This is a genomic window from Catalinimonas locisalis (genome assembly GCF_038039535.1).
Lineage (GTDB): Bacteria > Bacteroidota > Bacteroidia > Cytophagales > Cyclobacteriaceae > Catalinimonas.
In genome coordinates this window covers 93209-116229 of the sequence record NZ_JBBPHP010000015.1, presented here as the reverse complement: position 1 = coordinate 116229, position 23021 = coordinate 93209, and the positions used below count along the sequence as shown (strand labels likewise).

Here is a 23021-nt window from a genome sequence, read left to right as displayed (position 1 = left end):
TTATCAAAGCATTTTAAATTTATTGAAATTTTTTCTTTGAATTTGTATCTTCTAATAAATTCAAACTTTATACTCAACAAGTTCCGAACTTTAAGTGAATGAATTTAACCAAGTCAAATTATTATATTCTCAGCCATCAATTGACTAGAGTTATTTCTATTTTACTGGTGCTCATTTTCACCGGCCCTTCTTTTTATGCGCTTACTTCAAGTATTTTAAATAATATCAAATGCACCTACGAGCAATCACAGGTTATAGAGATGGAAGACATGAACATGGAAGGTGAAGAGAATAGGGAGGGACAAGAAAACGAAAAAGAGGAAACTGAATCCTTAAAAGAATTTACTTTATCAGATTCATTTTCATTAACTGTAGCTGCTTATGATGAGGCAGCTTTATATGTTTTATACCTCAATCATCTACAAGGAATTGAATCCAAGTTACGTACTCCCCCACCCAAATTAGTATAATCTCTACATTACTTTAATTGGCATCTCTACGTTAATTCTGGCATGCCTACTGTACATTAATTGTTCTGTAATACATGATAAGCATACAGAGCAGACATGGATTCATAGTCCATCATACTATCATAATTTGTAATTAAGCATAAACATGAACTCAACTGAAAGAAATTTTAATCCATTTAAAAACTTTAACAAGGACATTCCGGCAAGTATTGTGGTCTTTTTGGTCGCCATGCCTTTGTGTTTGGGAATAGCACTTGCATCAGGTGCACCTTTATTCTCAGGTTTAATTGCTGGAATCGTAGGAGGAATAGTGGTGGGGTCTTTAAGTGGATCACCATTAGGAGTCAGTGGACCGGCAGCCGGACTGGCAGTTATTGTTTTTACTGCAATTGAAGACTTAGGGTCTTTTGAGATTTTCCTTGTCTCAGTAGTAATAGCAGGTGTTATACAGATTTTGATGGGTTTTGCCCGTGGAGGAATTATAGCTTACTATTTTCCATCTTCTGTCATCATGGGAATGCTGGCGGCTATAGGTATTATCATTTTCTTTAAGCAAATACCGCATGCTTTTGGTTATGATGCTGACTACGAAGGTGATTTGGCTTTTCAACAGCCAGATGGTGAAAACACGTTCTCTGAGCTTATCAATATGCTCAATTATATATCGCCCGGCGCTATCATTATTACTGTAGTATCACTAGCTATATTGCTGCTATGGGAAACGAGTTTTATGAAAAAGCAGAAAGTTTTTCAACTCCTACCCGGCCCCCTTATTGCTGTGATTACTGGGGTACTTCTGACATTGTGTTTTGATTCATTTCCTTCATTACGTCTCACTAGTGAGCAGGTAGTAAATGTGCCATTGGCTGAAAGCTTTAGTGGTTTTATTGGTAACTTTTCATTTCCCGACTTCAGTGCACTGACCAACCCTCAAATATATATCACTGCTATAGTGATTGCTGTGGTAGCAAGTCTTGAAACCCTATTGTGTGTGGAAGCTACTGACAAACTGGATACGTACAAAAGAGTAACTCCTACCAATCGCGAATTAAAAGCACAGGGTGTTGGAAATATCATTTCTGGAATGATAGGCGGATTACCTATTACTCAGGTGATTGTGCGTAGCTCTGCCAATATTCAGTCTGGGGGTAAAACCAAAGCATCGGCTGTTATTCATGGTTTCTTCCTCTTGGGAAGTATTATTCTTATACCTAATTTATTGAATTTGATTCCGCTTGCTACACTTGCTGCCATCTTATTTGTAGTGGGGTACAAACTTGCCAAGCCTTCATTATTTAAGAAAATGTCTAAGCAAGGAAGAGGTCAGTTCATTCCTTTTTTAGTGACTATAGTTGGTATTGTGTTTACTGATCTTCTTGTTGGATTATGTATTGGGTTGGTAGTGGCCATCATGTTTATTATCTACAACAACTTCCGTATTCCTTATATCATGAAAACTCTGAATAAGGATGACAAACCAGTTATCAGGTTGGAGTTGGCTCAGGAAGTAACATTTCTGAACAAAGCAAGTATTTTGCAGTACCTTGCAAAAATCCCGAATGACTCAATTGTGGAAATTGATGCAAGCAATACACACTATATGCATTATGATGTATATGAAATAATAGAAGACTTCAAAATCAATGCAATTGAGCGAAACATTGATTTGACAGTCAAAGGACTTTATGCCCCCAAAGCAGAAAAGATTCCTTCTCAAGTCATGGCCAATGCTGAAAAAAGAGGCTAATCATTAACACTAAAAATTCAAAATCCTCATCAACTAATATGATGAGGATTTTTTTATCTTTTGTTTAAAGTCAGTAAATTTTGATAATGAGGAGAGGGCTCAAAAATTCCCCCACTTTTCTGATAAAAATCATCATTCAGTTTAAAAACTCCCTCTTTTCTTTCATTCCATGAAGCATTAGCATAAGGCTGTGCGTTAAACATCTGTTCCCAATTGGTATAATTCACATCGCCATTTGTTTCCATCATACCCATCTTATTCAATCCTGGAAAAGGAGGAAGATGCGCTGCCAGGTTTTTATGCCAATTCACCAGAATAGGATTTACGGTAAGGTCAGCGCATAAACAGGGAACATTTCTTTCTTTTGCCAGCTTAGCCATCTTTAAAGATTGACTGAGTGTTTTGGCAATACCTTTCAGTACGAAAGCAGAATAACCCTGATCAATTTTTTTTATCGCATCGTTTTCATCATGTATGCTTTCGTCAGCAGCTATTCTTATTCCAAGATCACTAACATTGTCAGCATTGGACTCATGGAAGGGTTCTTCATAAACCAATATCTGATCCAGCGCGCCTAACTTTTTTGCATGCGCTACAAATCGCTCAATACTTTCTTTTTGATGATATCGTCCGTTTGCATCAAGTGTATAAATGAGTTTACCATCATCAGTCTGCTCGGTACGTTTGTTTTTTAAAAGTTCATGAATTTCGGTAAAACGATTCATGTCCTTCTCTAACATTTCAGCTTCATTTCCTGGCTGTCCCGTTTTGATTTTAATGACAAAATAACCTGAGTCCACAGCTTCTTCCACTTCTTTAAGAGGCATTCCGTAAGGCACTTGATACATGATTGCTATTTTATCGTTTTTTCCAGCTAGTGCTTCACGGTATGCAGGAGGAATCATCTGAGCAAAATCATTAATCTCATGTTCAGCAGCATAAAGTAACCAGGCAGCATTATCCACACTTACCAATGCATTATAAAGGAAATTCATATTGAGATTTTCTTTTCGGGTAATCTCACGCCCTTCATTCATGAGTTGTGGTATAATTTTATCCTGCAAGTCAACCGGATCACTAAATGGAGTTTCTTTAATGAGTTGAAGTGCTTTTTCAGTAAGAATATACATCAGGGCATTTCCGCTGGATTCGGAGTGCGCTGCAAATAAATCTGCATCTCCGTAAAGTACACTCTGAGTAGCCAGTCCATAACTCTGTTTACCTGAAGCACTTTCCAGCCCTGCAATAGTTTGCCACAATTCCGTTAAATATCCTCCTTTAAACCCAAAAGGGCGGATTAATGCTTCTCTTTCAAAGTTAGAATCTGTATTCTGAACTTGTAATTTATTGAGCCGATCAGTCATATTCATTGGGTAGATTGAGTATTGTTCTAGGTTTGTGCTTTATCTTAAAATCGTGTATGTTCAAAATTAATAATATGGACAAGTAAAACTAAATTGCAGATATGTAATTCTAATCTTTATCATTATGCACATGCAAAACAATCTAATCAAAACTTTGGCTTTCCTCATTGCATTGACTTTATGTTCATTCAATACATATGCTCAGGAAGAAGGTCCTGAAAGATGGGAATCAACTATACAAAAATTTGAAGAACAGGATGCAAAATCTAAGGTAGAACCTGGTGCCATTCTCTTTGTAGGGAGTTCCTCTATTGCAAAGTGGCAGGATGTGGGTGAATACTTTCCCTCTAAACGAGTTCTAAACAGAGGCTTTGGTGGTTCTGACTTTATAGACCTTTTATATTATTCAGATCGTGTAATTTATCCTTATCAACCCTCTAAAATATTCATCTATGAAGGAGATAATGATTTAGCTAAAGGAGAAAAACCAATGACAGTTTTGAAAAGAGCCAAAAAACTGCGGAAAAAAATTAGAAAAAATCTGGGAGAAACTCCTGTCGTTTTTATTTCTCCCAAACCTAGTGTAGCACGCTGGGAGCTTAAGGAACAATATGAAGAATTGAATGCTTTGCTGAAGGATTATGCGGCTGAACAGGAAAATACCGAGTTTGCCGATGTATGGAATCCTGCTTTAGACGAAAATGGGAAAGTATTCACCGATATTTTTGTAGAAGATAACCTTCATATGAATGAGAAGGGGTATCAGATCTGGCACGAAGTGTTGGCTCCCTATGTAAACAAATAAAATCAAAGGCCACCAAGCAGCAAGCCCCTGCACCTGCTGACGGTGGCCTCTATCCTATTTAAGGATGTTCTTAAACTTCAGTGATATTTCAAAGCAAATTCAGATATTCAAAATGTATCAACTTGAAATATCTTTATTGAACTGCTCAACAACTTAACAATCTATTAAGCTTGAATGAAGCTTTTCATAAATTTCAATTATTAAAACTGCTTAATCAAGGGGGAATTCAACTGTATTAAAAGGGTAAAAATAACCTCGCATTGTGATTGTTTTACCCTTTTTTTAAAGAAAAAAACCTTAACAGTAATTACCTACTTACTCTTGTAAATTGAGAACCAAATAGTTAGAACCTACAGAAGTATTTGCGTATTTCTTACCAGCTTTAATCTTTTAATTTTTTAAACTTTATTACAGCATCAATCCACTAAAACTAAGTACAAAATGGCAGTTCATTCAGAATATGTCTTTTCCTTACAAGACATTAAGGATTTGGTAAACGATCCAAAAATTCAGGGTTCGGATTTGTCTGTTTCAATTACACTTAACTTCACTCAGGATGGAGAAAAAGTTTTCAAATCTGAGGTGAAGGCTGAAGTAGTAAACAGTACACGAGAAAAAGTAAGTAGCGTAAGCATGCTCGGTTGCCCACGCCCTCCCGGATGCCCTTGATTTAGTGTAATCGTTGTAAGAAATGTGTGTATGAAAATTAGTGAGATCTTCGTTTACCTAGACACTATCTCTCCTCTTCTTCTTCTCTTTTTTAGCTTATTCAAAAAAAATGAGGCCTGGAGGAGAGATTATATTTTGTGGTATATCCTAATCCAGGCAGTACTGAATACCGTAGCAATTGTATATGATCAGATATTGACCAAAAACAATTTATTCATATACGATCTCAACTGCATACTTTCCTTTATTATTTTATCTTTATTTTTTCACTCCGTTTTTTCTGCAGAACGTGTCAGGGACGTTACTAAACTCATTCTAGTTTTTTTCATTGTTTTCTTTCTGGCAAACCTATACTGGGGAGATGGCATTAATACTTTCAACAGTATTACTTATGGCGTTGCAAGTTTTATTCTTGTAATGTACTGCTTGTTCTATTATTTGAAGAAACTAAAAAATCCAGTGACTTCTAACATAGCAAAATCAAGAATTTTTTGGTACGTAACTGGTATTTTCACATATTACTCAGGAAGCTTTTTTATCTTTATTACTTATAGTTATTTAACGCTTCAAAAAATTGAAAGAATAAGCCTTCTGTGGCAACTTCATAATTTCATTTTCCTCCTCATGTGCATTTATTTATTTATAGGACTTTTATGCAAGCCATTGCCGGAGAGATACAGATTGTAATTGCTGCAACTACTTTCTTATTGCTCGTTACTTCTTTTATTATTGCTTTCATCTTCATTCACCAGAATCAGCACCACAAATACGTCCGTGATAAGAAAGAAATAGAAAATAACTATAAGCAGGAAATCCTCAAAGCACAACTTGAAATGAAGGAGCAAACACTCAATACACTCTCTCAGGAAATACACGATAACATAGGTCAGGTCTTGTCATTGGCTAAGCTCAATCTGAGCACGCTACAGCAGCAGGGCAATGAACAGTTTGAAGAAAAAATAAAGACTACTAAAGAACTGATCAGCAAATCTATACAGGATCTTAGAAGCTTGTCAAAAAGTCTAAACTCAGAATTCATACTGAAGCAAAATCTTCCACAAGCAATTGAGCGTGAACTTGATTATATCAATAAAACTGGCCTTTACACCACTGAAATCACCACGGAAGGAGATTTGAAAGTACTTGATGACCAAAAAAAATTAATTCTTTTTAGAATATCTCAGGAGATTCTTAGTAATATCATCAAACATGCTGCAGCAAAAAAGATAACTGTCCGATTTGATTTCAAGGAAGAAGAATTATTAATTTATTTTCAGGATGATGGAATTGGCTTTGACTTTATCTTAGCCAAAGAAAAAGCTGGTACTGGCCTGGGAAACATAATTCACAGAGCCAGGCTGATTGGTGCTAATATTAATTTTACCACCCCCTCCCATCAGCAGGGAACGTTAATAATTATTACATTGCCCTATGCAAGCCAAGAACAATAATATTTCAGTAGCCCTTGTAGATGACCATACCCTTTTTAGGAAAGGTATCGTGGAATTGATCAATGGTTTTTCAGGCTTCCATGTATGTTACGAAGCCGATAATGGTAAGCATCTTATTGAAAAGATACAGCAAGTTCAGGTTCCTGACATAGTATTACTGGATATCAGCATGCCAGTGATGGACGGATATGAAACTGCTGAATGGTTAAAAAATCATTTTCCCAACATTAAAGTATTGGCTTTATCTATGAATGATGACGAGTTATCCATCATTCAAATGCTTAAATCAGGAGCAAAAGGGTATATTCTAAAGGATGCAGAACCAAAAGAGCTACATGCTGCGCTAACTCAACTTTCAGATAACGGTTTCTATCACTCTGCTTTTGTAAGCCAGGTTTTGATTAATAATATTCATAATGAATCAAAGCTAAAAGAAAGCAAAATAAACCTGAATGAAAGAGAACTTGAGTTTATGCAGTACATCGCTACAGAACTCACCTACCGGGAGATTGCTGACAAAATGTGCTTATCTCCCCGTACCATAGATGGATACCGTGAGTCCTTATTTGAGAAGCTACAGGTAAAAAACCGCGTAGGCCTTGTGATATATGCCTTAAAAAACGGAATCATAAAGATAGACTGACTACGCATCCGGCCAATAAGTTTCAATACCATGTTTCCTAACTTTGTTTTGAAAATCAATAAGTTGATTTTTTCTAACTGCTGTTGGCGGAATATTCTTATCTAATGAATAACTCACCAATAAGCCTACAGCTTCACCAATACTCCATTCAACCGGGTGTAAACGATAACAGCCATTCGTAATGTGAGTTGTACCAATATTTTTGTTTGCTGGTAATAGATTTTTCATTCTCTGAGGAATGAGAGAACCCAGTGGTATTTGAAATGGTAATGAGCCAAAATCAATATAATTATCTCCTCCGGTACTGGGATGCAAATCAATATGATAATATCCGATACCAACGCTATCATCAAATGAGGCAGCGGTATTTCCATCAGTTTTTCCGGTTACCAAAGCTCGGTTAGCGGCTCCCACATGTTCTTCCAAAACTGTGAATTCTGCTTTTATCCTTCTTGATTCTCTGACATAAGGATATTTTGCCATACCATCCTCAGTGCCCATTACATCCCCTCTTAATCTTAAGCCAGGCCATCCCTGACCGCCATCTGGTCTAGGGACCTCAGTTTGTAACCAGTAAAACAGAGATAGACTAAGCTGCTTACTCGCTTCTACATGTTTATTAAATTCTGTATCACTGACATCTATCAAACTTCCCAGCATGTAATCATTTTGTGGCCAGTTGACAATCGTAATGTCGCCAGGGTACATTCCTTTTACAAAATTATTCTTATTGATGATTCTCCTGTAATTCCAGAGATTTAGCTTATCTCCGGTGGGTACTCCTAGGGGATGAAAGCCGAGTTCTTTAGGTTCCAGCGTTGATGGATTAGAATAGCTTAGAGAAAGTAGTTTACCCGACCATGGTGGACTTAGCTTGGGGACATGGTTTTTCCAGAAATTATAATCTTTAGGTTGCTCAATCATGTGATTTTCACCTGGCACATGATCCATGGCAAAGCACATGGTAAAGGCCTGTTGATTGTTAGGTTCAGCCTTCTCAGCTGCATGCAGTTCCTGTGTCTGAGTTTTGGATTCAGCACCAGTTACATACTCGGTTCCACTCAAAGGCAGTAAGTCGCCTAGTTCAGTGGCATCCACAAAATAAGGAGCTGTCAATACTACTTGATTGGATGAAGGGAGGTGCTTAACAGTTAAACTTTCTACATGATCTCCGCTTACATCAGCTTCTACTGCTTTATAATCTAATAAAAGTATCAGCTGTCTTGAGCTTAAATAAGGTGCGAGAATATTTTCCAATACTGCAAGTGCTACTTTTGGCTCGTGACACAAACGAGATACAGCCCCGTCTCCAGGGTTAAGATATTCACGTTGTTTGGCCTCTTTCGTCAGAGGGTAATACTGTTTGTAATAATCTCTGATTGCAGTACGATAATCACGATAAAGCTGCGTGGCTCCATGAGATTCAATCCACTGATGTTCGTCAGGCGGTACCCCCTGCTGTGTCATCTGCCCACCAATCCAATCCGTTTCCTCTGTCATTATTACTTTCAGACCATCCCGAAGTGCACTCAAAGCAGCAGCGCATCCTCCTAAGCCTCCGCCAGCAATGACCACATCTGCTTTTAATTCTTTAGCATTTTGAAATGCGTTTATATTTTGATGATATACATTTGGTTCACTACTCAGTGGATTATATATAGCCATTCCACTACCGATTCCTACCAGGCCTAAAAAATTTCTTCTATTCATGGATTAAAATATTGACATACAAATGAAATTCAGGAAGCTAAAATAGTTGCTTTCAACTAAATTCCATAGGTACTATTTAATATACTGCTAATTTTAGCTATTACGATAGCACTAAGCCTGAGTATGCTGAAATTATGAACCATAAAAAAGTTATTTAGCTAAATCTAATGTATATTTCTTTTTTGAAAAGATTACACTACCTATGAACAACCAACCTAACTTCAACAAGCATTACTTACTCAATTTCTTATGTTTCAACCTTATTGTTTTCCTCATTTCCTGTCAAACGAGTACCACTTCTGGTGAGAATGATAATACCGTTTCTGATAAACTACAGTTTACTGACTATCAGAATTTAAAATTGGGCTTCACTACCCAGAATTTTTTGCCGGTCATGCCAGTCAACCTGGAAAATTCAAAAAAGCTAATTGATTATGCGGCAGCGGAAGGCTATTCCTGGATAGAGCTTAGAGATCCTGATGCAGTCTTAAGCCTGGAAGAAGCTCAGGAAATCGCAGATTATGCCATCCAAAAAGAGATAGAAGTAAGCTATGCCATTCAGAAAGGTATTCTGGATGCAGACTTTTGGTCAACTTTTGACAAAGGGGTGAAAAATGCTGCCGTATTTGAAGGGCCAGGCTTTTTCCGTTCTCTTGGGAGTTTCGCTGAATTTACTGCTGATACTGCTAAAGAAGGATGGACACAGGAAGAGCTTGATCAGCTTGTACTTTTCGCAGATAGCGCTGCTGCTGTTGCTCAGGAAAACGGACTTCAGTATGTTATTGAAAATGCTTCCGAGTCTTTTTTTGGAAAAGATGGTGAGTATAAGGGCATTGCTGACCTATTTAGCCGTACCAACGAAAATGTTGGCTGGCAGTTTGATACCGCTAACCCTTTCAGTGTGTCCCGTGTACATCCATCTGCCGAAAGTGTAAAACTTTTTTTGGAAGAGCATGCCAATAATCTGTATTACATTCATTTAAAATCAGCCCAAAACGGTCAGGCGCAAACAACCCTCATGGAAAACCCGCTTCCTTTTGCTGAGGTATTTAGCATCATGTCAGCTCATGACGTACCTTACATAGCCATTGAGTTACAGGCAGTGGATAACGAGGAGCAGGCCTTTGACAATATGCAGAAGAGTCTTGATTATCTTAGAGCGCAGGGTTTCATTACCAAGCCTTAATCCATGTCTACCAAAAAAACAATACCTCAAGAAAGCAGGCCTTCTTTCCTTCAGAAAATATGGCTTGCCTTGCTCAGTATCGGACCGGGCATTTTCTGTATTGGCTATACTATTGGTACAGGCAGTGTAACTTCTATGGCAAAAGCTGGTAGCCAGTTCGGTATGCAGCTGGTTTGGGTGCTTTTGCTTAGCTGTATATTTTCCTGGGTACTGATGGAAGCGTACGGACGTTTTGCGGTTGTTACCGGCCTAACTTCTATTTATAGCTTCAAAACGAAACTCAAAGCTGGGAAACTTATAGCAATGCTGGTTGTAATTGGGATTATCATCGCCCAGTGGAATTCGCTTTCCGGGATACTGGGATTGAGCTCTAACGCCATTTATGAAACAGTCCACCTCTTTTTTCCTGGCTTACCAGCAGAAAATTACTGGGTAGTGCTAGGAATCGCCATTGCCATTATTCTGATCATGTATGCTTTGTTATGGGTAGGCAGGTATTCTTTCTTTGAAAAAGTACTGATAGTCTTTGTAACGCTGATGGGACTCTCTTTTATGATTTCTCTTTTTGTGGTTTTCCCTCAGCCTACCGATATCGTTAAAGGGCTGGTACCCAGCATCCCCGAAGTGACAGGTGGCAAACTACTTGTTGCTGCTTTTGTAGGAACCACTATGGCTGCTCCTACTTTTGTAGTCCGTCCACTTCTGATGAAAGGAAAAGGCTGGAACAGTGAGCATACCCGCGAGCAATCTAAAGATGCTTTAACTTCGGCAATTCTTATGTTTGTCATCAACATCTCCATCATGGCAGCTGCAACCGGAGCTATGTTTTATGAAGGAAAAACTATTGAGAAAGTTTTGGATATGGTCAATACGTTGGAACCAGTGGCCGGTAAATTTGCTGTAGTGGTATTCATGGTAGGAGCTCTAAGTGCAGGTCTATCTTCAATTTTCCCTATTTTGATGGTAGCACCGCTATTGGTTGCTGACTATCGTGACGGCGAGCTCGACACTGCCTCTACCAGGTTCAGAGTATTAACTGGAATAGCCTGCCTGATGGGGCTTACAGTTCCCATTCTAGGCGCCAATCCAATTGCGGCGCAAATTGTAACTCAGGTAGCAGGGGTATTTGTGTTACCTCTGGTAATTGCCTGTATCTTTTACCTAGTCAACCGCAAAGAACTGATGGGCGAACACAAAGCTGGAATAGGTCTGAATATCGGGTTGCTCACTGCCCTGATCTTCGCCTGTGTTATTTCTTATACTGGAATAGTGGCTTTGGGAGAGCTAATATAAAACATAGGCACAATCTTATGAATGGTGCCTATGTACAAGTTCAAATTCTGCCTTTTAATTCATCTTACTAAATACCCAGAAATCCTCATACTTCCATGCTCCATTTTCCTCCTTACCAATGGCAATAGCAAACTTTTTCCCGGGTCGCTTTTCGTACAATACCCTCACATCAGCCCCCTGTTTTTCAAATATTGCACTATCCTTTCTGCTTTCCAGAAAAGTGTAGTGATCAAATTTATCTTTCTCTTCCAAACCCACCAGTCCTGGTTTGAAATGCTTAACCTTTAATTCCAGACCTGAATCGGTCATTTCAATAGCAAACATTTCGTAGAGTGTGGCTTTACCTTCGTGGATCATGCGAACTACTCCCACCATATTGTCTCCTTCCGCTTCGGTCCAGAATGCCTCTATCATTCTACCATCTTTGGTGGTTTGCCAGTGTCCTGCTATAAATTCCATGTCAGACAGCCTACCAGCGTTCTGAGCGCATAAGGTGGTTGAAGTAATAATCAATAAGCATAAGCTTAGGAAAGAGAATCTTTTCATTTGAGTGTATGTCTTAATAATATTTAGAAAAACCAAACATAGTGAATTTATAAGAATAGCAATGTTTATATATCACAATATCATATACGTTGAAAAAAATGATCGCTAATTTTCTAAAAATACTTTTTCATATCAAACATACTGTAAGCGTTTGATAAATCGTGTTGTCAAATTTTCAGTTATTCTGTAATTCCTGTTGTTCAAGAATTTTATTATTAATTACTTATTCTCCACTTTCATATAGATTTGCAAGTTGTGATTTTCACTAACCAAATATTTTGATGTTTGAACATTTAAAACGATCATTATCAAGTTATTCTTTAGCAAAAAAAGAGGGCAAATATTGACAGTGATAAAAATCATTCATAAAAATGACTCAAATCATTCTTTTTTTAAAAAAATTTAAATATTTATGGTACTTTAAGTTAAATTTATCAAAATATTTTTTTGAACTGCAGCACCAGTAAATTATTTAAACCCAGAAAAGAATGGTTGAATCAATTAAAACCCAGCGAGGCAATGTTGTCGGTTTACGCCTTGATGAAAATTTTAGTGAGGGTGACATCATCCCAATGCTTCCAGGTATGAAAGAAAAACTCAAGGCATTCAAAAAATTAAATTTATTCGTTGAACATGTTGAAATGAATGATTTTACAGTTGATACCTTGTTTGACTTTTTAGAGGTAAATCTTGGTACCATGGATGATTTTAGTAAAGTAGCAGTGGTTACTTCTAAAGACTGGTTGGCCGAAGCCTCCAAACTAGCTGAACATTCAAAGTCTATCAATCTTAAAGTGTTTCACTTCTCTGAAAAATACAAAGCATTAGACTGGATTGAAAATTAGTGTGAATTATTCATTTTCTAAACCTGTTTTAAACGTATACATTTAAAACAGGTTTGATTTTTTAACGATGAGTTATATAACAAGTACCACTGCTTTTGAGCAATACCTGGAAGAATCAATTCAGCAAAAAAAGTACGTCAAGCTTCAGTACTTTACTGATATTCATGAGTTCATTACAGTAATGACCATTATTATAGAAAAATGGAAAAATGATCATGGTAATTCTATTTCAACTTCTTCAGGTGAAGAAGTGCCGCTGGAAAATGTGGTGAAAATAGATGCTATCTACGCTCCTAAATATGCCCACATTGATGATTTCAGCTGCGATTGTTAACTATTGATCATACCAATCTATGGTTGCCCTACTCACATTTATCCGGACTGGATTTGACATAATAAGCTTTGTAGTTTGCTGATTGGGAGTTCATACAACCTTCCAGATTCAGCAACTCTATATTTCTGAAATCTATCGGCTGACCTTCGCTTTGCATGGCGATAAAGCCTTCTTTCAGAAATTTGCCATCCTGCTTAATTTCTTCATCAAATCCTTCCACTACGCCCCCTCCTATTTGAGGCTTGGTGTACTGCAATACTGTATCTCCATTGATCAAATGAGTAATCAATGAATCGCCCAAGACGATAAGTTCAGCTTTCACCCACTGATCACCTTCGTAAGTTTCAGAACTAGAATTAATACAATGCCGAGGATCCATCTCACCCTGATAGATAACCTCTGTTCCGGGAGAACACATGTTTCCGGTAGGCCGGGGATTTCCATCACCCAAACCTCCTAGAAACTGCATTTCTACTGAGATAGGCCAGTTTTGTTCTTTGGGCATAGTGCGAGGATCCTGTGAATGAAACATGACGCCACTGTTTCTAAGCGTATATTCAGGTGCACCGGGATGTAATTCGCCGACAAAGCGGTATTCCATTCTGAGTTTATAATAGGAATAGGGTTGTTTGTAATACAGATGACCAAACTGATCATTAAAATCACCTTCATAATCATCATATCTGACTTTTAAAATTCCATCTTCTACCCTAAAAGTATTGGCGTAATTCGCTCCTGTTTCATGATGGTGTATTTTTACAATCCAGTCATCTATATCTTTTCCATTAAAAATTGGTATCCAATTTTCCTGATGTGCTGTATTGTTTATTCCATTTTCTTTTTCCGGTCTTTGATTACATCCCCAAACCAGGGACAGGACAAGGTATAGCAAAAAATAACTATAAATTTTGGAGAAAAATTTAGTTGAGCGTTTTTGGGTGATTGGCATAGTCAGAATACAGTTGTGTACTTACAAGCCAGTAATTTCTCCATTACGTATCTATTAAACAAGAAAAAATATAAGTAATAGGGAGCAAAAAAAAGGCAAGCTTTTCAGCTTGCCTATGGTTTAATTGCTGTAGGGGAAGGGGTCGAACCTCCACGGAGCGGTTAGTACTGATGTAGGTCAGTATTTATACCGTTGTCTCCACCCTCGAGACGGGAGGGCATGTCTGCCTGTTTCATCACCCTACATTTTTAATATTGATAACGTATTATCAACTTAATTACATCAAACCTATCAAATTGGTTCAAAATATAAAAATATTTTATTAAATTTTATTTTTATTTGCAATTATTGAATTCTATAAATTATCATTATTCAAATTTATTTTCGCATATAATGCTTTTAACAGCATATAAATTGTATTTTTTCAATCAGTCACTTTTAAAAAAAAACCTTCAATTTTTATAAATTTGGCTTAAATAATATTTCAGTGTTACTCCATTACCAATTTTGCGCCAACGCTATTTTCAAATGGGATTGAAAGCTGCCATTTATGCTCTTCAATTTGTACTTCTACATTTACTACATTGTCCTCTTCTGATATGACGCTAGCTTTATAATTAGGAAGCTCATTTTCTGTGGGTAATAGCAACCACACCAAAGTGCTACTTTCTTTAATATTGGTTGTGTAGAAGCTGGTAATATTTGGCTCATAAAGATTGTACTCCGGACTGTACCATCCCTGAATTTCAGGTTGTTCCTGTCCTTTTACAAAATTAATGTCAAACTTATGACCGCTAATCGGAATCACTGCCAGATTTCCTCTGGTATTCTCAGTTTTAACAATGGAATCTTCCTGAATGGGGATACTTTCAGGGTGCCAGTGCCACAGTGCATCAACTTTTCTTGGCTTGTTCGTATTAATTTTGTCTACTACCACCCAGAACTCTCCTCTTACATATAAGATAGCCCTACTATGTTTTACTTCTTCTGTGTCTTCAAATTCATCAAATGAGCCGGAAGCGTAATCAAAGTCTTCGCTAATTTTGTAGTATCTATCACTTAGAGGCTTCTGAGCATGCGTTGGACCTCCCTCCTGTCCTTCATCATCTATCAAAATGATATTGTGCCCCTCACTTCCTCTGGCATAAGATCTGAATTTCTCTGCTACTTCACCGGTATAGGCAAACCTCCCTGCATCAACCAGCAGATCTCTACCATATGCAGAAATTGAGATATGCAGTTTATCATTGTGCTGGTGCCCACTTCCCCAGGGACCTATGTCAAAAAAAGACCAATGGGCATCAGCATCGTACCCACTTCTTGAGATGAGTTGACCCGCCCAGGGAAAAAAGTACGAAGGTCCATCGGTAGGGGCTTTACCTGATTTTCCATTCGTAATGATATATTCCCACTCGGGATGATTGTATGTTTCTGCACCGCTTAAAATAATTTCTCTGTCACTTCCCCGGTCTCCATCATTATTCAAAATACGAAATCCACTGGGCCGAACGGCATGCGCAATGTAACTGTACATCGCTTCAATGGTCTGATTGAAAAATTGAGGGAGCTGTTTATCAGCTTTTTGGCAGATATCCTGAAAGAGCTCAAAATTACGTAATGAGACATTGTGATAGTGAGAAGTTAACTCCGTCTGTACGCCATCAGGATACACCTGATCTTTCATGCTTGCTGTCATTTGTGCAATGGCATAATCCATCCATTCATCAGACTTTTGGTATTCCGGAAAGTATGCAGCTACTGTTGCTAACGCCGATATCTCCATCGTTAGCCAATTATTGCCTCCATGAAAATTTCTGTTGTAATGGGCATGATCTGGCAAGCTGCTTAATATCAGTAATTTGGTAGCGGGTGACAAATAATCGCTGTTAATCATGCTATAAAAAATACGTGTCCAAACTTTGGCCCGGGCAGCCACTTCAAGACCTCTCCACACAGAAGTACTACTTTTTTCAGCGGGATAAGGCATGCTTTTGATGATAAAATCTCTCAGGAACATGTCTATGTATTCCGCGTACTTCGGGTTGCCTGTCTCAAAGTAGGTGTCAAGTACGCTGACGATCTGACTGTGTCGGTTGGAAAGCCATGCCCATTCTCTATCATTATTTGGTCCTTTGTAGTACCAGTCACGATGACCATCATCTCCATAAGGCACCTGCCCTCTCACATTTTGCACGATAAAAACATTCTTTAAAATAGTATCTGCTTCTGCAATTGTTTTATCAGATACTGAAGGCTGTGTTCTTCTGTATTCTTCTGCTCTATTGTTGCTTTGATAATATTCCAGCAGATATTTACTGGCATCAACCATCTTTCCCTTCTCCTTAGCCGCTTTTACCTTTTCCAGACCAGGGTAGTCAAGAATAAGTTGGTTGAGCATTTCTTCTAACGTTTCGGAATAAGATATATAAAGGTCTTCTACGGTGATAATCTCCTGCCAACTTTTCTGGGCGAGTACTTTTCCTGAAACTGTAACTGTGATGACAATCAAAAAAATAGTTCTGCTAATGAAGTACATGATTTTACTGTGTGTTTTTGAGCGTTTTAGGATAAAGCTATAATAATTAAAATATAAACTGATCACAGTCTGCGGATCAAACTTTCAAATAGAAAAATAATTTCAATGGATTGAATCCTCTTTTTCTGTCAGGCATATATTAACTTACCCACATTTTATTTACAAAAGATACTGAGGGTGATAAAAAAGGAAATTGTCTGGGAAATGACTTATTTAAGCTTTAATATTCTAACTTAATTTGATTGTAATGCACTGATTAATACGATGTTTATTATTCAGTAATCCTTAAATTAATTTACAAGACAATCTAGATGAAACAGACAAATTTACCTTTTCTATCAAGGACTTCATTCTTCATAATGGCTACTTCAACTTTCCTGTTCTTAAGTGTAACAGGTTGTAATAATGAAGAGCCCACTGATTTGAGAATCAAAGAAATGAGCGCTCAGGAAGCTTCTCAAATGGCCAGCAAAATTGAGTCACTGGTAACTCCCGAACTTTCGGAAGGCCTCACACTTAAGCTTTGGGCGGTAGATTCATTGGTTGCTGACCCTATCTCTATAGATGTGGATGATAAAGGTCGCTTATTTTATTCCAGAACTAATCGTCAGAAAAACTCTGAGTTTGACATTCGTGGTCATCAGGATTGGGAGATTGAATCTATTTCCTTGCAAACCATTGAAGACAAAAGAGCATTTCTTCGCAAGACCCTTTCTCCTGAAAATAGTGCCAAAAATGAGTGGCTGGCAGACCTTAATGGAGATGGTTCACACGACTGGAGAGATATGACTGTAGAGAAAGAAAATATTTTCAGGCTAGAAGATAAAGATGGTGATGGTCTGGCTGATTTTTCTCAGCTCATGGTTGAAGATTTTCATGATGAAGTAACAGATGTTGCCGGAGCTGTGATGGCTTACGGAGATGACGTCTTTGTTGGGGTTGGGCCCGATATGTGGAGAGTGATGGATACGAATGGTGATGGTATAGCCGATGATAAAACCTCTATTGCTCATGGATTTGGTATCCACATTGGGTTTGGTGGACACGGCATGTCAGGCCTGGAGATGGGACCCGATGGCAGGATATATTGGGGAATTGGTGATATTGGTTTCAATGGTGTTGGCCCAGATGGTAAAGAATGGAAGTACCCTAACCGTGGGGTGATTGTAAGAGCCAATCCCGATGGCTCCGACTTTGAAGTTTTCGCCATGGGAGTTCGCAATACCCATGAGTTTGTCTTTGATGAATATGGTAACCTGATCAGCCAGGATAATGATGGTGACCATCCCGGTGAAAGCGAAAGACTGGTTTATCTGGTAAACGGTTCTGATACGGGCTGGCGTACCAACTGGCAGTTTGGAAAATATCGCGATCCTGATAATAACGAATACAAAGTTTGGATGGATGAGGAATTGTACAAACCTCGTTTTGAAGGCCAGGCGGCTTACATCACGCCTACGATCAAAAATTTCGTAAACGGACCTACGGGAATGCTGTACAATCCAGGAACTGCGCTTAGTCCCAAATGGAAAAACACTTTTTTCGTAGCTGAATTTGTCGGTAACCCAGCCCGTTCGGGTGTCCACGCCTTCAAACTCAAGCCCAAGGGAGCAACTTTTGAATTAGCGGAATCCGAGAAAATTTTAGGTAATGTATTAGCTACTGGTCTTGACTTTGGTCCTGATGGCAGTATGTATGTAGCTGACTGGATTGACGGATGGGGTACCAAGGACTACGGTAGAGTCTGGAAATTGGATGCTCCCGGTGGAGATAGCTGGGCTGAGCGGCAACAAACTGCTGAGATTTTACCAGCAGACTTTACTGAATACCCTGAAAATCGCCTGAGCGAATTACTTAAAAACCCTGATCTGAGGGTACGTCAGAAAGCACAGTTTGAACTGGCCAAGCGTGGTGATGACGGGGCTGCTGTCTTTGAAGAGAATATCGCTCAAACCGATAACCAACTTGCCAGAGTCAACAGCATCTGGGGACTGGCCCAACTGGCTCGCATGCAGGACCTCAGCTATGCCCAACCCTTAGTTGCTCTGCTGCAGGACTCCGACTCCGAGATCAGAGCTCAGGCGGCCAAGTGGCTGGGTGATATCCGTTATCAGGAAGCAGGTGATGAACTTATCCCTCTGCTGGATGATGATTATGCTCGTGCCCGTTTCTTTGCTGCCGAAGCCCTGGGAAGAATCGCCTATGCTGATGCCGTACAACCTTTGATCAGCCTGCTGGAAGCCAATGCTGATGAGGATGCCTACATCCGGCATGCTGCCAGCCTGGCACTGGCCAGAATCAATAATGTAGAAGCTGTAGTAGACCTGCACGATCATCCTTCAAGAGCGGTAAGAATGGGGGCGGTACTGGCACTGAGAAGAATGGGTGATGCCGGCATCACCAACTTCCTGGACGATGAGGATGAGCTTATTGTCACTGAAGCCGCCCGCGCCATCAATGATGACTTCTCTATTGAGCCTGCCCTGCCTGCTTTGGGAGATGTGCTGCAAAAAGAAAGATTCATCAATGAAGCACTCATCAGAAGAGCGATCAATGCCAACCTCAGAGTAGGTACTGAAGAAGCCATGCAGAACCTGATTGATTATGCTTTACGAAATTCTGCCCCTGCTGAGATGAGGGCCGAAGCGGTAGCTGCTCTGAGTACCTGGGCCAAACCTTCTGTGCTGGACAGAGTGACCGGAAGATACAGAGGAGAGATTCAAAGAGATCCTGCTGAGGTGAGGATGAAAGCCAGTGATGCTTTGATCAACCTTACTGCCAGCTCAGAGACTCCTATCCGCTTGAGTGCTACTAAGGCCATAGGTAAGCTCAATATTAAAAACGGTAGTAATCGTCTGATGGCAGTCTTACAGAATGATGCTGATCCTGAGGTAAGGGTAGCTGCCCTGAGAACACTGGCTGCCATGAACACCGATCAGATGGATCAGGCGATAGAAGAGGCACTGACTGACAGTGAAAAGATGGTGAGAGTAGCCGGACTGGATCTGATGAATGATATGGAAATCTCAGATGAGTTGAAAGTAGTACTCTTATCTGAAGTCATTGATAAAAGGACTACGGAAGAAAAGCAGGCAGCATTGCTAACATTAGGTAATGTGGCGCTGGAAAATTCAGAAGATACTTTCAATAGATTGCTGGCAAATCTGGAAGAAGGAAACCTACCGTATGAAATCCAATTAGAGTTGGCAGAAGCCATTGACAGCACTCATTCTGAGGACCTGAAAATCAGGTTTGATGAGATTCAATCCTCCAAATCTCCCAATGAGCAGCTTGCATCTTACCAGGCCGCATTATACGGAGGTGATCCTGATCGTGGCCGAAGCCTTCTATACAGACATCCTACTGCTCAATGTCTACGCTGCCATGCCTATGGGGACTACGGTGGTAGTGCTGGTCCAAGACTTAATGGTGTAGGTGAAAGACTCAGTCGTGAACAGCTATTAGAAGCTTTAATCAATCCCAGTGCTCGTCTGGCTCCCGGCTTTGGGGTAGTAACCCTTGAAATGGAAGGCGGAGAAACCGTCAGCGGTATCTACCAGGGAGAAACCGAGGATGAAATCACCTTAAAAATTGGCAATCAACCAGACACTACGATCGTAAAAGATCAGATCGTAAAGCGAAATAATGCGGCTTCCAGTATGCCGGACATGAAAAACTTCCTTACCAAAAAGGAAATTCGTGACCTGGTCAGCTTACTGGCTACACTTAAAGATGATCACATGTAAATAAAAGAGAAGAAGGAAATCAACGTTTTGATTTCCTTCTTCTACTTTAGCAAACCTACTAGTATTGTGCTTTAGAAATTGCTTTTCATCCTTAATCTATAATTGAGTATTATCTGATGAAATAGGCCGAAACTTAACCCCATAAAAAAGATAAGTAAAGGAAGGTAAACCATCCAAACAGTATCCCCCTTGCTAATAACAAGAAAAAGAACTGCAATTACACTGCCCAATACGCTTCCTAATAAAAGCCCGTTGATTTTGAATCTGAATACCACCCTAGCCAGCAACTGGACAAGATGAAACAATACAATAAGAGTGAATATCAAAACAATGCCGCCTGCTTGAAATAGTTGGATAAATAAGATAAAAAAATCTTGCCACCAATCTCTTAATCCAGACTCATCAGAAAAACTCATATAGATTTCACTCAAGCTTACATATAAAAAAACAGGTAGAAGCAAAAGTAAGCAGTATGACCAATACATATTTGAATACAAAAAAGAAAAATGCTTTCATAAGCAGATTCAAGATTGGCAGATTAAGCTTTAATGATAAAAAAAATTGTAATTGCTGCAATTTTTTCAGATTCCACAACCCATTTATGGATGGCAGTTTTTTTGAAAAGCCATTTACTTATTCAGTACTCCCTCAAAATTAGTAGTTCATGCATTTATTAGCCAAGCCGATCATTTCTTCATATCGGTAGATTCTAAACTCACCTCTGCGATAGCTTAAATAGCCTTCCCGCTGTAATTCTCTAAGTGATACTGTTACTGTCTGACGGCTGGTATGAATGACCTGGCTGATATCCTCATGGGTAAATTGGTGAGGAATAAATGTGATCCTTTGGTGACGATAGCCATACAAATCGGCCAGGTAAAGAATAAAACGAATAATTCTTTGATGCACGTCACAATAGGCTAACATCTTGAACTGTTCTTCCATGGTTCGGAGATGTTCCCCCATCAGCTTCAAAACTTCAAAACTGGTATTAACATTGGTTTGAAAAAGCGTTTTAATTTCCCATTCACTATAGGCTACCAGCTTTACATCGGAAAAAGCCTGAGCAAATGGTCTTCCCTGCTGGTCCTGAAAAGAAAAATTCCCAATTATCGCTCCTTCCTGAACCAAACAGAAAGTCACTTCTTTTCCGGTCTCAGTGTAGGTTCCTAGTCTTACTAAACCTTCCTGCAAGTAATAAATTTTTGGTGCTGAGACATTATTAAGATAAATAAAATCGTACTTATTGTATTCCTGTAAATGGCCTTGCATACTTGCAATCACTTCAGGTATAAAAGTTTGATTATGATATATTTCCTGGCTCATCATAGTATCTGAGTTTTATAATATTTCTACTCTGACTTTTTTACTTGTCCCTGAAAAAAAACACTTATCCCAAAGGTAGGTGACTCATAAACATTGACTCTTTTTACCAGAAAATCTGCATTATTATAATATTGCAGACCTATCCCCCATTCATTTGTCAGTTGATAAGAAAGATTAGCTCCGTATTGGGTAAAAGCTGTGCCGTCCCCTCTTACGAATGAAACTAAGCCCTCTGGTTCACCGATCGTATTTTGTACACCAACTGAAAGCTGAAGCCATAGCTTTTGAAAAAACTGATAACCAAATTGTGCATTGGCTACCCACTGATCCTTGAAATGTTGTCCTTCAAATGAAGTGCGTTTGTTGTAACTCCCTGAAAGATTTATATAAGCAGGTAAAGGGTGCAGGGAGCCTGAAATGGCTAGGGTAGACCAGAAATTCCACTCACCATCCCCGGTAGGCAGATTGATACTACCCAAACCATCCTGATTTTCAGCGAAACGATTGGGTTTCGCGATTGGGGCCTCAACTCCTACACTTATTGAAATAGGAAGAATTTCCTGTAAGAATCCATATTTTGCGTCCACCCGGAGATCCCCTACGCCCCAGATAGTTTCTGTTGAGGTAAAACCATGAGCTCTGAGCAGTGGTAGATTAGCGATAATGGTTAACTTTTCTGTGAGGCCATATTCAGAATAGAAATACAGATTATGCTGAGCAAAATCAGTGGTCGTTACCATTTCACCATCCAGATTGTAATAGCGATCTGACTGATAGGAAGATATACTTAGCTGCGTAAATGTCTCAGCTTTTTTTCTTACCCAAGCGCTTTGTGCTCTAGCTTCCAGTTGTATCAAAAGATTACCTGCAATCGTAATCATCAGTGTAAGTGTAGGCAAAAGCAAAGCCCGGGATTGATACCCCGGGCTCTGTCCATGATATTTACTGTAATGGCGCATAACCAAAAGGGATAGATGCAGAAGCACACCACAAGATGACATGTGTATATTTACTTTCTGCTGCGGGAGATATTTTGTAATAGGATGCTCCGTTCATACTTACACTCCCCACCAGCTTTAGATCGGGGTTTCCCTGCATTGGATCAGCCATAAATTCTTCGCTGGTAGAAAGGAAAATTGTTACTGTGCCTGTACCCAAATTGGTTTGAAAATCGGTGCCGAAGTATAGAAATTGCTCTCCGTCCTCATCGGTACCCAGTTCAGCCATGCCCATAGTTCCGGTACCATTCTGCTCTACAAAAGTACCTCCTCGTTGTGACATAAATTCTCCAGTAGGCTGGCTACTGTCTACAGTCACTGTTTCTGCACTGTCATCTTCACAGGCAAAAAGAAATAATACAGGAAGGGTTGCGAATAAAATGATCTTTTTCATGATGTTTTG

The 23021-nt window shown here is 39.1% G+C and carries 20 protein-coding genes; 11 read left to right on the top strand and 9 right to left on the bottom strand.

Annotated features, from left to right (window positions below):
- Positions 1 to 98: 98 nt before the first annotated feature.
- Positions 99 to 470 (top strand): hypothetical protein, encoded by a 372-nt coding sequence (locus tag WJR50_RS18405; protein WP_341294777.1) that lies wholly within the window; start codon positions 99 to 101, stop codon positions 468 to 470.
- A gap of 145 nt (positions 471 to 615) precedes the next feature.
- Positions 616 to 2217, top strand: coding sequence for a SulP family inorganic anion transporter (locus WJR50_RS18400; protein ID WP_341294776.1), 1602 nt, complete (start codon positions 616 to 618; stop codon positions 2215 to 2217).
- 53 nt (positions 2218 to 2270) lie between these two features.
- On the opposite strand, the gene WJR50_RS18395 is transcribed toward WJR50_RS18400, so the two are convergent.
- Positions 2271 to 3581: an enolase C-terminal domain-like protein gene (locus tag WJR50_RS18395; RefSeq protein ID WP_341294775.1), complete on the bottom strand. Its 1311-nt coding sequence runs from the start codon at positions 3579 to 3581 to the stop codon at positions 2271 to 2273.
- Between the two features lie 130 nt (positions 3582 to 3711).
- Here WJR50_RS18395 and WJR50_RS18390 point away from each other — a divergent pair, with 130 nt between their 5' ends.
- The 4 genes from WJR50_RS18390 to WJR50_RS18375 all read left to right on the top strand — a co-directional run bounded on the left by WJR50_RS18390 (position 3712) and on the right by WJR50_RS18375 (position 7149).
- Positions 3712 to 4386 (top strand): GDSL-type esterase/lipase family protein, encoded by a 675-nt coding sequence (locus WJR50_RS18390; protein ID WP_341294774.1) that lies wholly within the window; start codon positions 3712 to 3714, stop codon positions 4384 to 4386.
- 441 nt (positions 4387 to 4827) lie between these two features.
- Positions 4828 to 5055, top strand: coding sequence for a hypothetical protein (locus WJR50_RS18385; protein WP_341294773.1), 228 nt, complete (start codon positions 4828 to 4830; stop codon positions 5053 to 5055).
- 653 nt (positions 5056 to 5708) lie between these two features.
- Positions 5709 to 6506: a sensor histidine kinase gene (locus tag WJR50_RS18380; RefSeq protein WP_341294772.1), complete on the top strand. Its 798-nt coding sequence runs from the start codon at positions 5709 to 5711 to the stop codon at positions 6504 to 6506.
- Positions 6487 to 7149 carry a response regulator gene (locus WJR50_RS18375; RefSeq protein WP_341294771.1) on the top strand — a complete coding sequence of 221 codons (663 nt, stop codon included), beginning with the start codon at positions 6487 to 6489 and terminating at the stop codon, positions 7147 to 7149. The genes WJR50_RS18380 and WJR50_RS18375 overlap by 20 nt, the downstream gene beginning before the upstream one ends.
- On the opposite strand, the gene WJR50_RS18370 is transcribed toward WJR50_RS18375, so the two are convergent.
- On the bottom strand, positions 7150 to 8859 hold the full coding sequence (locus WJR50_RS18370; protein WP_341294770.1) for an FAD-dependent oxidoreductase: 1710 nt from the start codon (positions 8857 to 8859) through the stop codon (positions 7150 to 7152). It abuts the gene before it with no gap.
- Positions 8860 to 9061: 202 nt separating this feature from the next.
- Here WJR50_RS18370 and WJR50_RS18365 point away from each other — a divergent pair, with 202 nt between their 5' ends.
- Both WJR50_RS18365 and WJR50_RS18360 read left to right on the top strand, forming a co-directional pair.
- Positions 9062 to 10045: a sugar phosphate isomerase/epimerase family protein gene (locus WJR50_RS18365; protein ID WP_341294769.1), complete on the top strand. Its 984-nt coding sequence runs from the start codon at positions 9062 to 9064 to the stop codon at positions 10043 to 10045.
- Positions 10046 to 10048: 3 nt separating this feature from the next.
- Entirely contained in the window at positions 10049 to 11338 is a 1290-nt protein-coding gene (locus tag WJR50_RS18360) for an Nramp family divalent metal transporter (protein ID WP_341294768.1), read from the top strand.
- A 54-nt stretch (positions 11339 to 11392) separates the two neighbouring features.
- On the opposite strand, the gene WJR50_RS18355 is transcribed toward WJR50_RS18360, so the two are convergent.
- Positions 11393 to 11797 (bottom strand): DUF6265 family protein, encoded by a 405-nt coding sequence (locus WJR50_RS18355; RefSeq protein ID WP_341294767.1) that lies wholly within the window; start codon positions 11795 to 11797, stop codon positions 11393 to 11395.
- A 575-nt stretch (positions 11798 to 12372) separates the two neighbouring features.
- Between WJR50_RS18355 and WJR50_RS18350 the strand changes: the two genes are divergently transcribed.
- Positions 12373 to 12729 (top strand): SpoIIAA family protein, encoded by a 357-nt coding sequence (locus tag WJR50_RS18350; RefSeq protein WP_341294766.1) that lies wholly within the window; start codon positions 12373 to 12375, stop codon positions 12727 to 12729.
- Between the two features lie 67 nt (positions 12730 to 12796).
- On the top strand, positions 12797 to 13063 hold the full coding sequence (locus tag WJR50_RS18345; protein WP_341294765.1) for a hypothetical protein: 267 nt from the start codon (positions 12797 to 12799) through the stop codon (positions 13061 to 13063).
- Between the two features lie 28 nt (positions 13064 to 13091).
- On the opposite strand, the gene WJR50_RS18340 is transcribed toward WJR50_RS18345, so the two are convergent.
- A complete protein-coding gene (locus WJR50_RS18340) occupies positions 13092 to 13955 on the bottom strand; it encodes a 3-keto-disaccharide hydrolase (protein ID WP_341294764.1) in 864 nt (287 codons plus the stop codon).
- Positions 13956 to 14502: 547 nt separating this feature from the next.
- The gene (locus WJR50_RS18335; RefSeq protein WP_341294763.1) at positions 14503 to 16548 is read right to left on the bottom strand and encodes an alginate lyase family protein; all 2046 of its coding nucleotides are present in this window, start codon (positions 16546 to 16548) and stop codon (positions 14503 to 14505) included.
- 311 nt (positions 16549 to 16859) lie between these two features.
- Between WJR50_RS18335 and WJR50_RS18330 the strand changes: the two genes are divergently transcribed.
- Positions 16860 to 20294 carry a DUF7133 domain-containing protein gene (locus WJR50_RS18330; protein ID WP_341294762.1) on the top strand — a complete coding sequence of 1145 codons (3435 nt, stop codon included), beginning with the start codon at positions 16860 to 16862 and terminating at the stop codon, positions 20292 to 20294.
- Between the two features lie 71 nt (positions 20295 to 20365).
- Here WJR50_RS18330 and WJR50_RS18325 read toward each other — a convergent pair whose 3' ends face one another.
- The 4 genes from WJR50_RS18325 to WJR50_RS18310 all read right to left on the bottom strand — a co-directional run bounded on the left by WJR50_RS18325 (position 20366) and on the right by WJR50_RS18310 (position 23012).
- The gene (locus WJR50_RS18325; RefSeq protein WP_341294761.1) at positions 20366 to 20725 is read right to left on the bottom strand and encodes a hypothetical protein; all 360 of its coding nucleotides are present in this window, start codon (positions 20723 to 20725) and stop codon (positions 20366 to 20368) included.
- 223 nt (positions 20726 to 20948) lie between these two features.
- A complete protein-coding gene (locus tag WJR50_RS18320; protein ID WP_341294760.1) occupies positions 20949 to 21623 on the bottom strand; it encodes a Crp/Fnr family transcriptional regulator in 675 nt (224 codons plus the stop codon).
- 23 nt (positions 21624 to 21646) lie between these two features.
- Entirely contained in the window at positions 21647 to 22579 is a 933-nt protein-coding gene (locus WJR50_RS18315) for a transporter family protein (RefSeq protein ID WP_341294759.1), read from the bottom strand.
- Positions 22563 to 23012, bottom strand: coding sequence for a DM13 domain-containing protein (locus tag WJR50_RS18310; RefSeq protein ID WP_341294758.1), 450 nt, complete (start codon positions 23010 to 23012; stop codon positions 22563 to 22565). Before WJR50_RS18310 ends, WJR50_RS18315 begins: the two co-directional genes overlap by 17 nt.
- Positions 23013 to 23021: the final 9 nt, after the last annotated feature.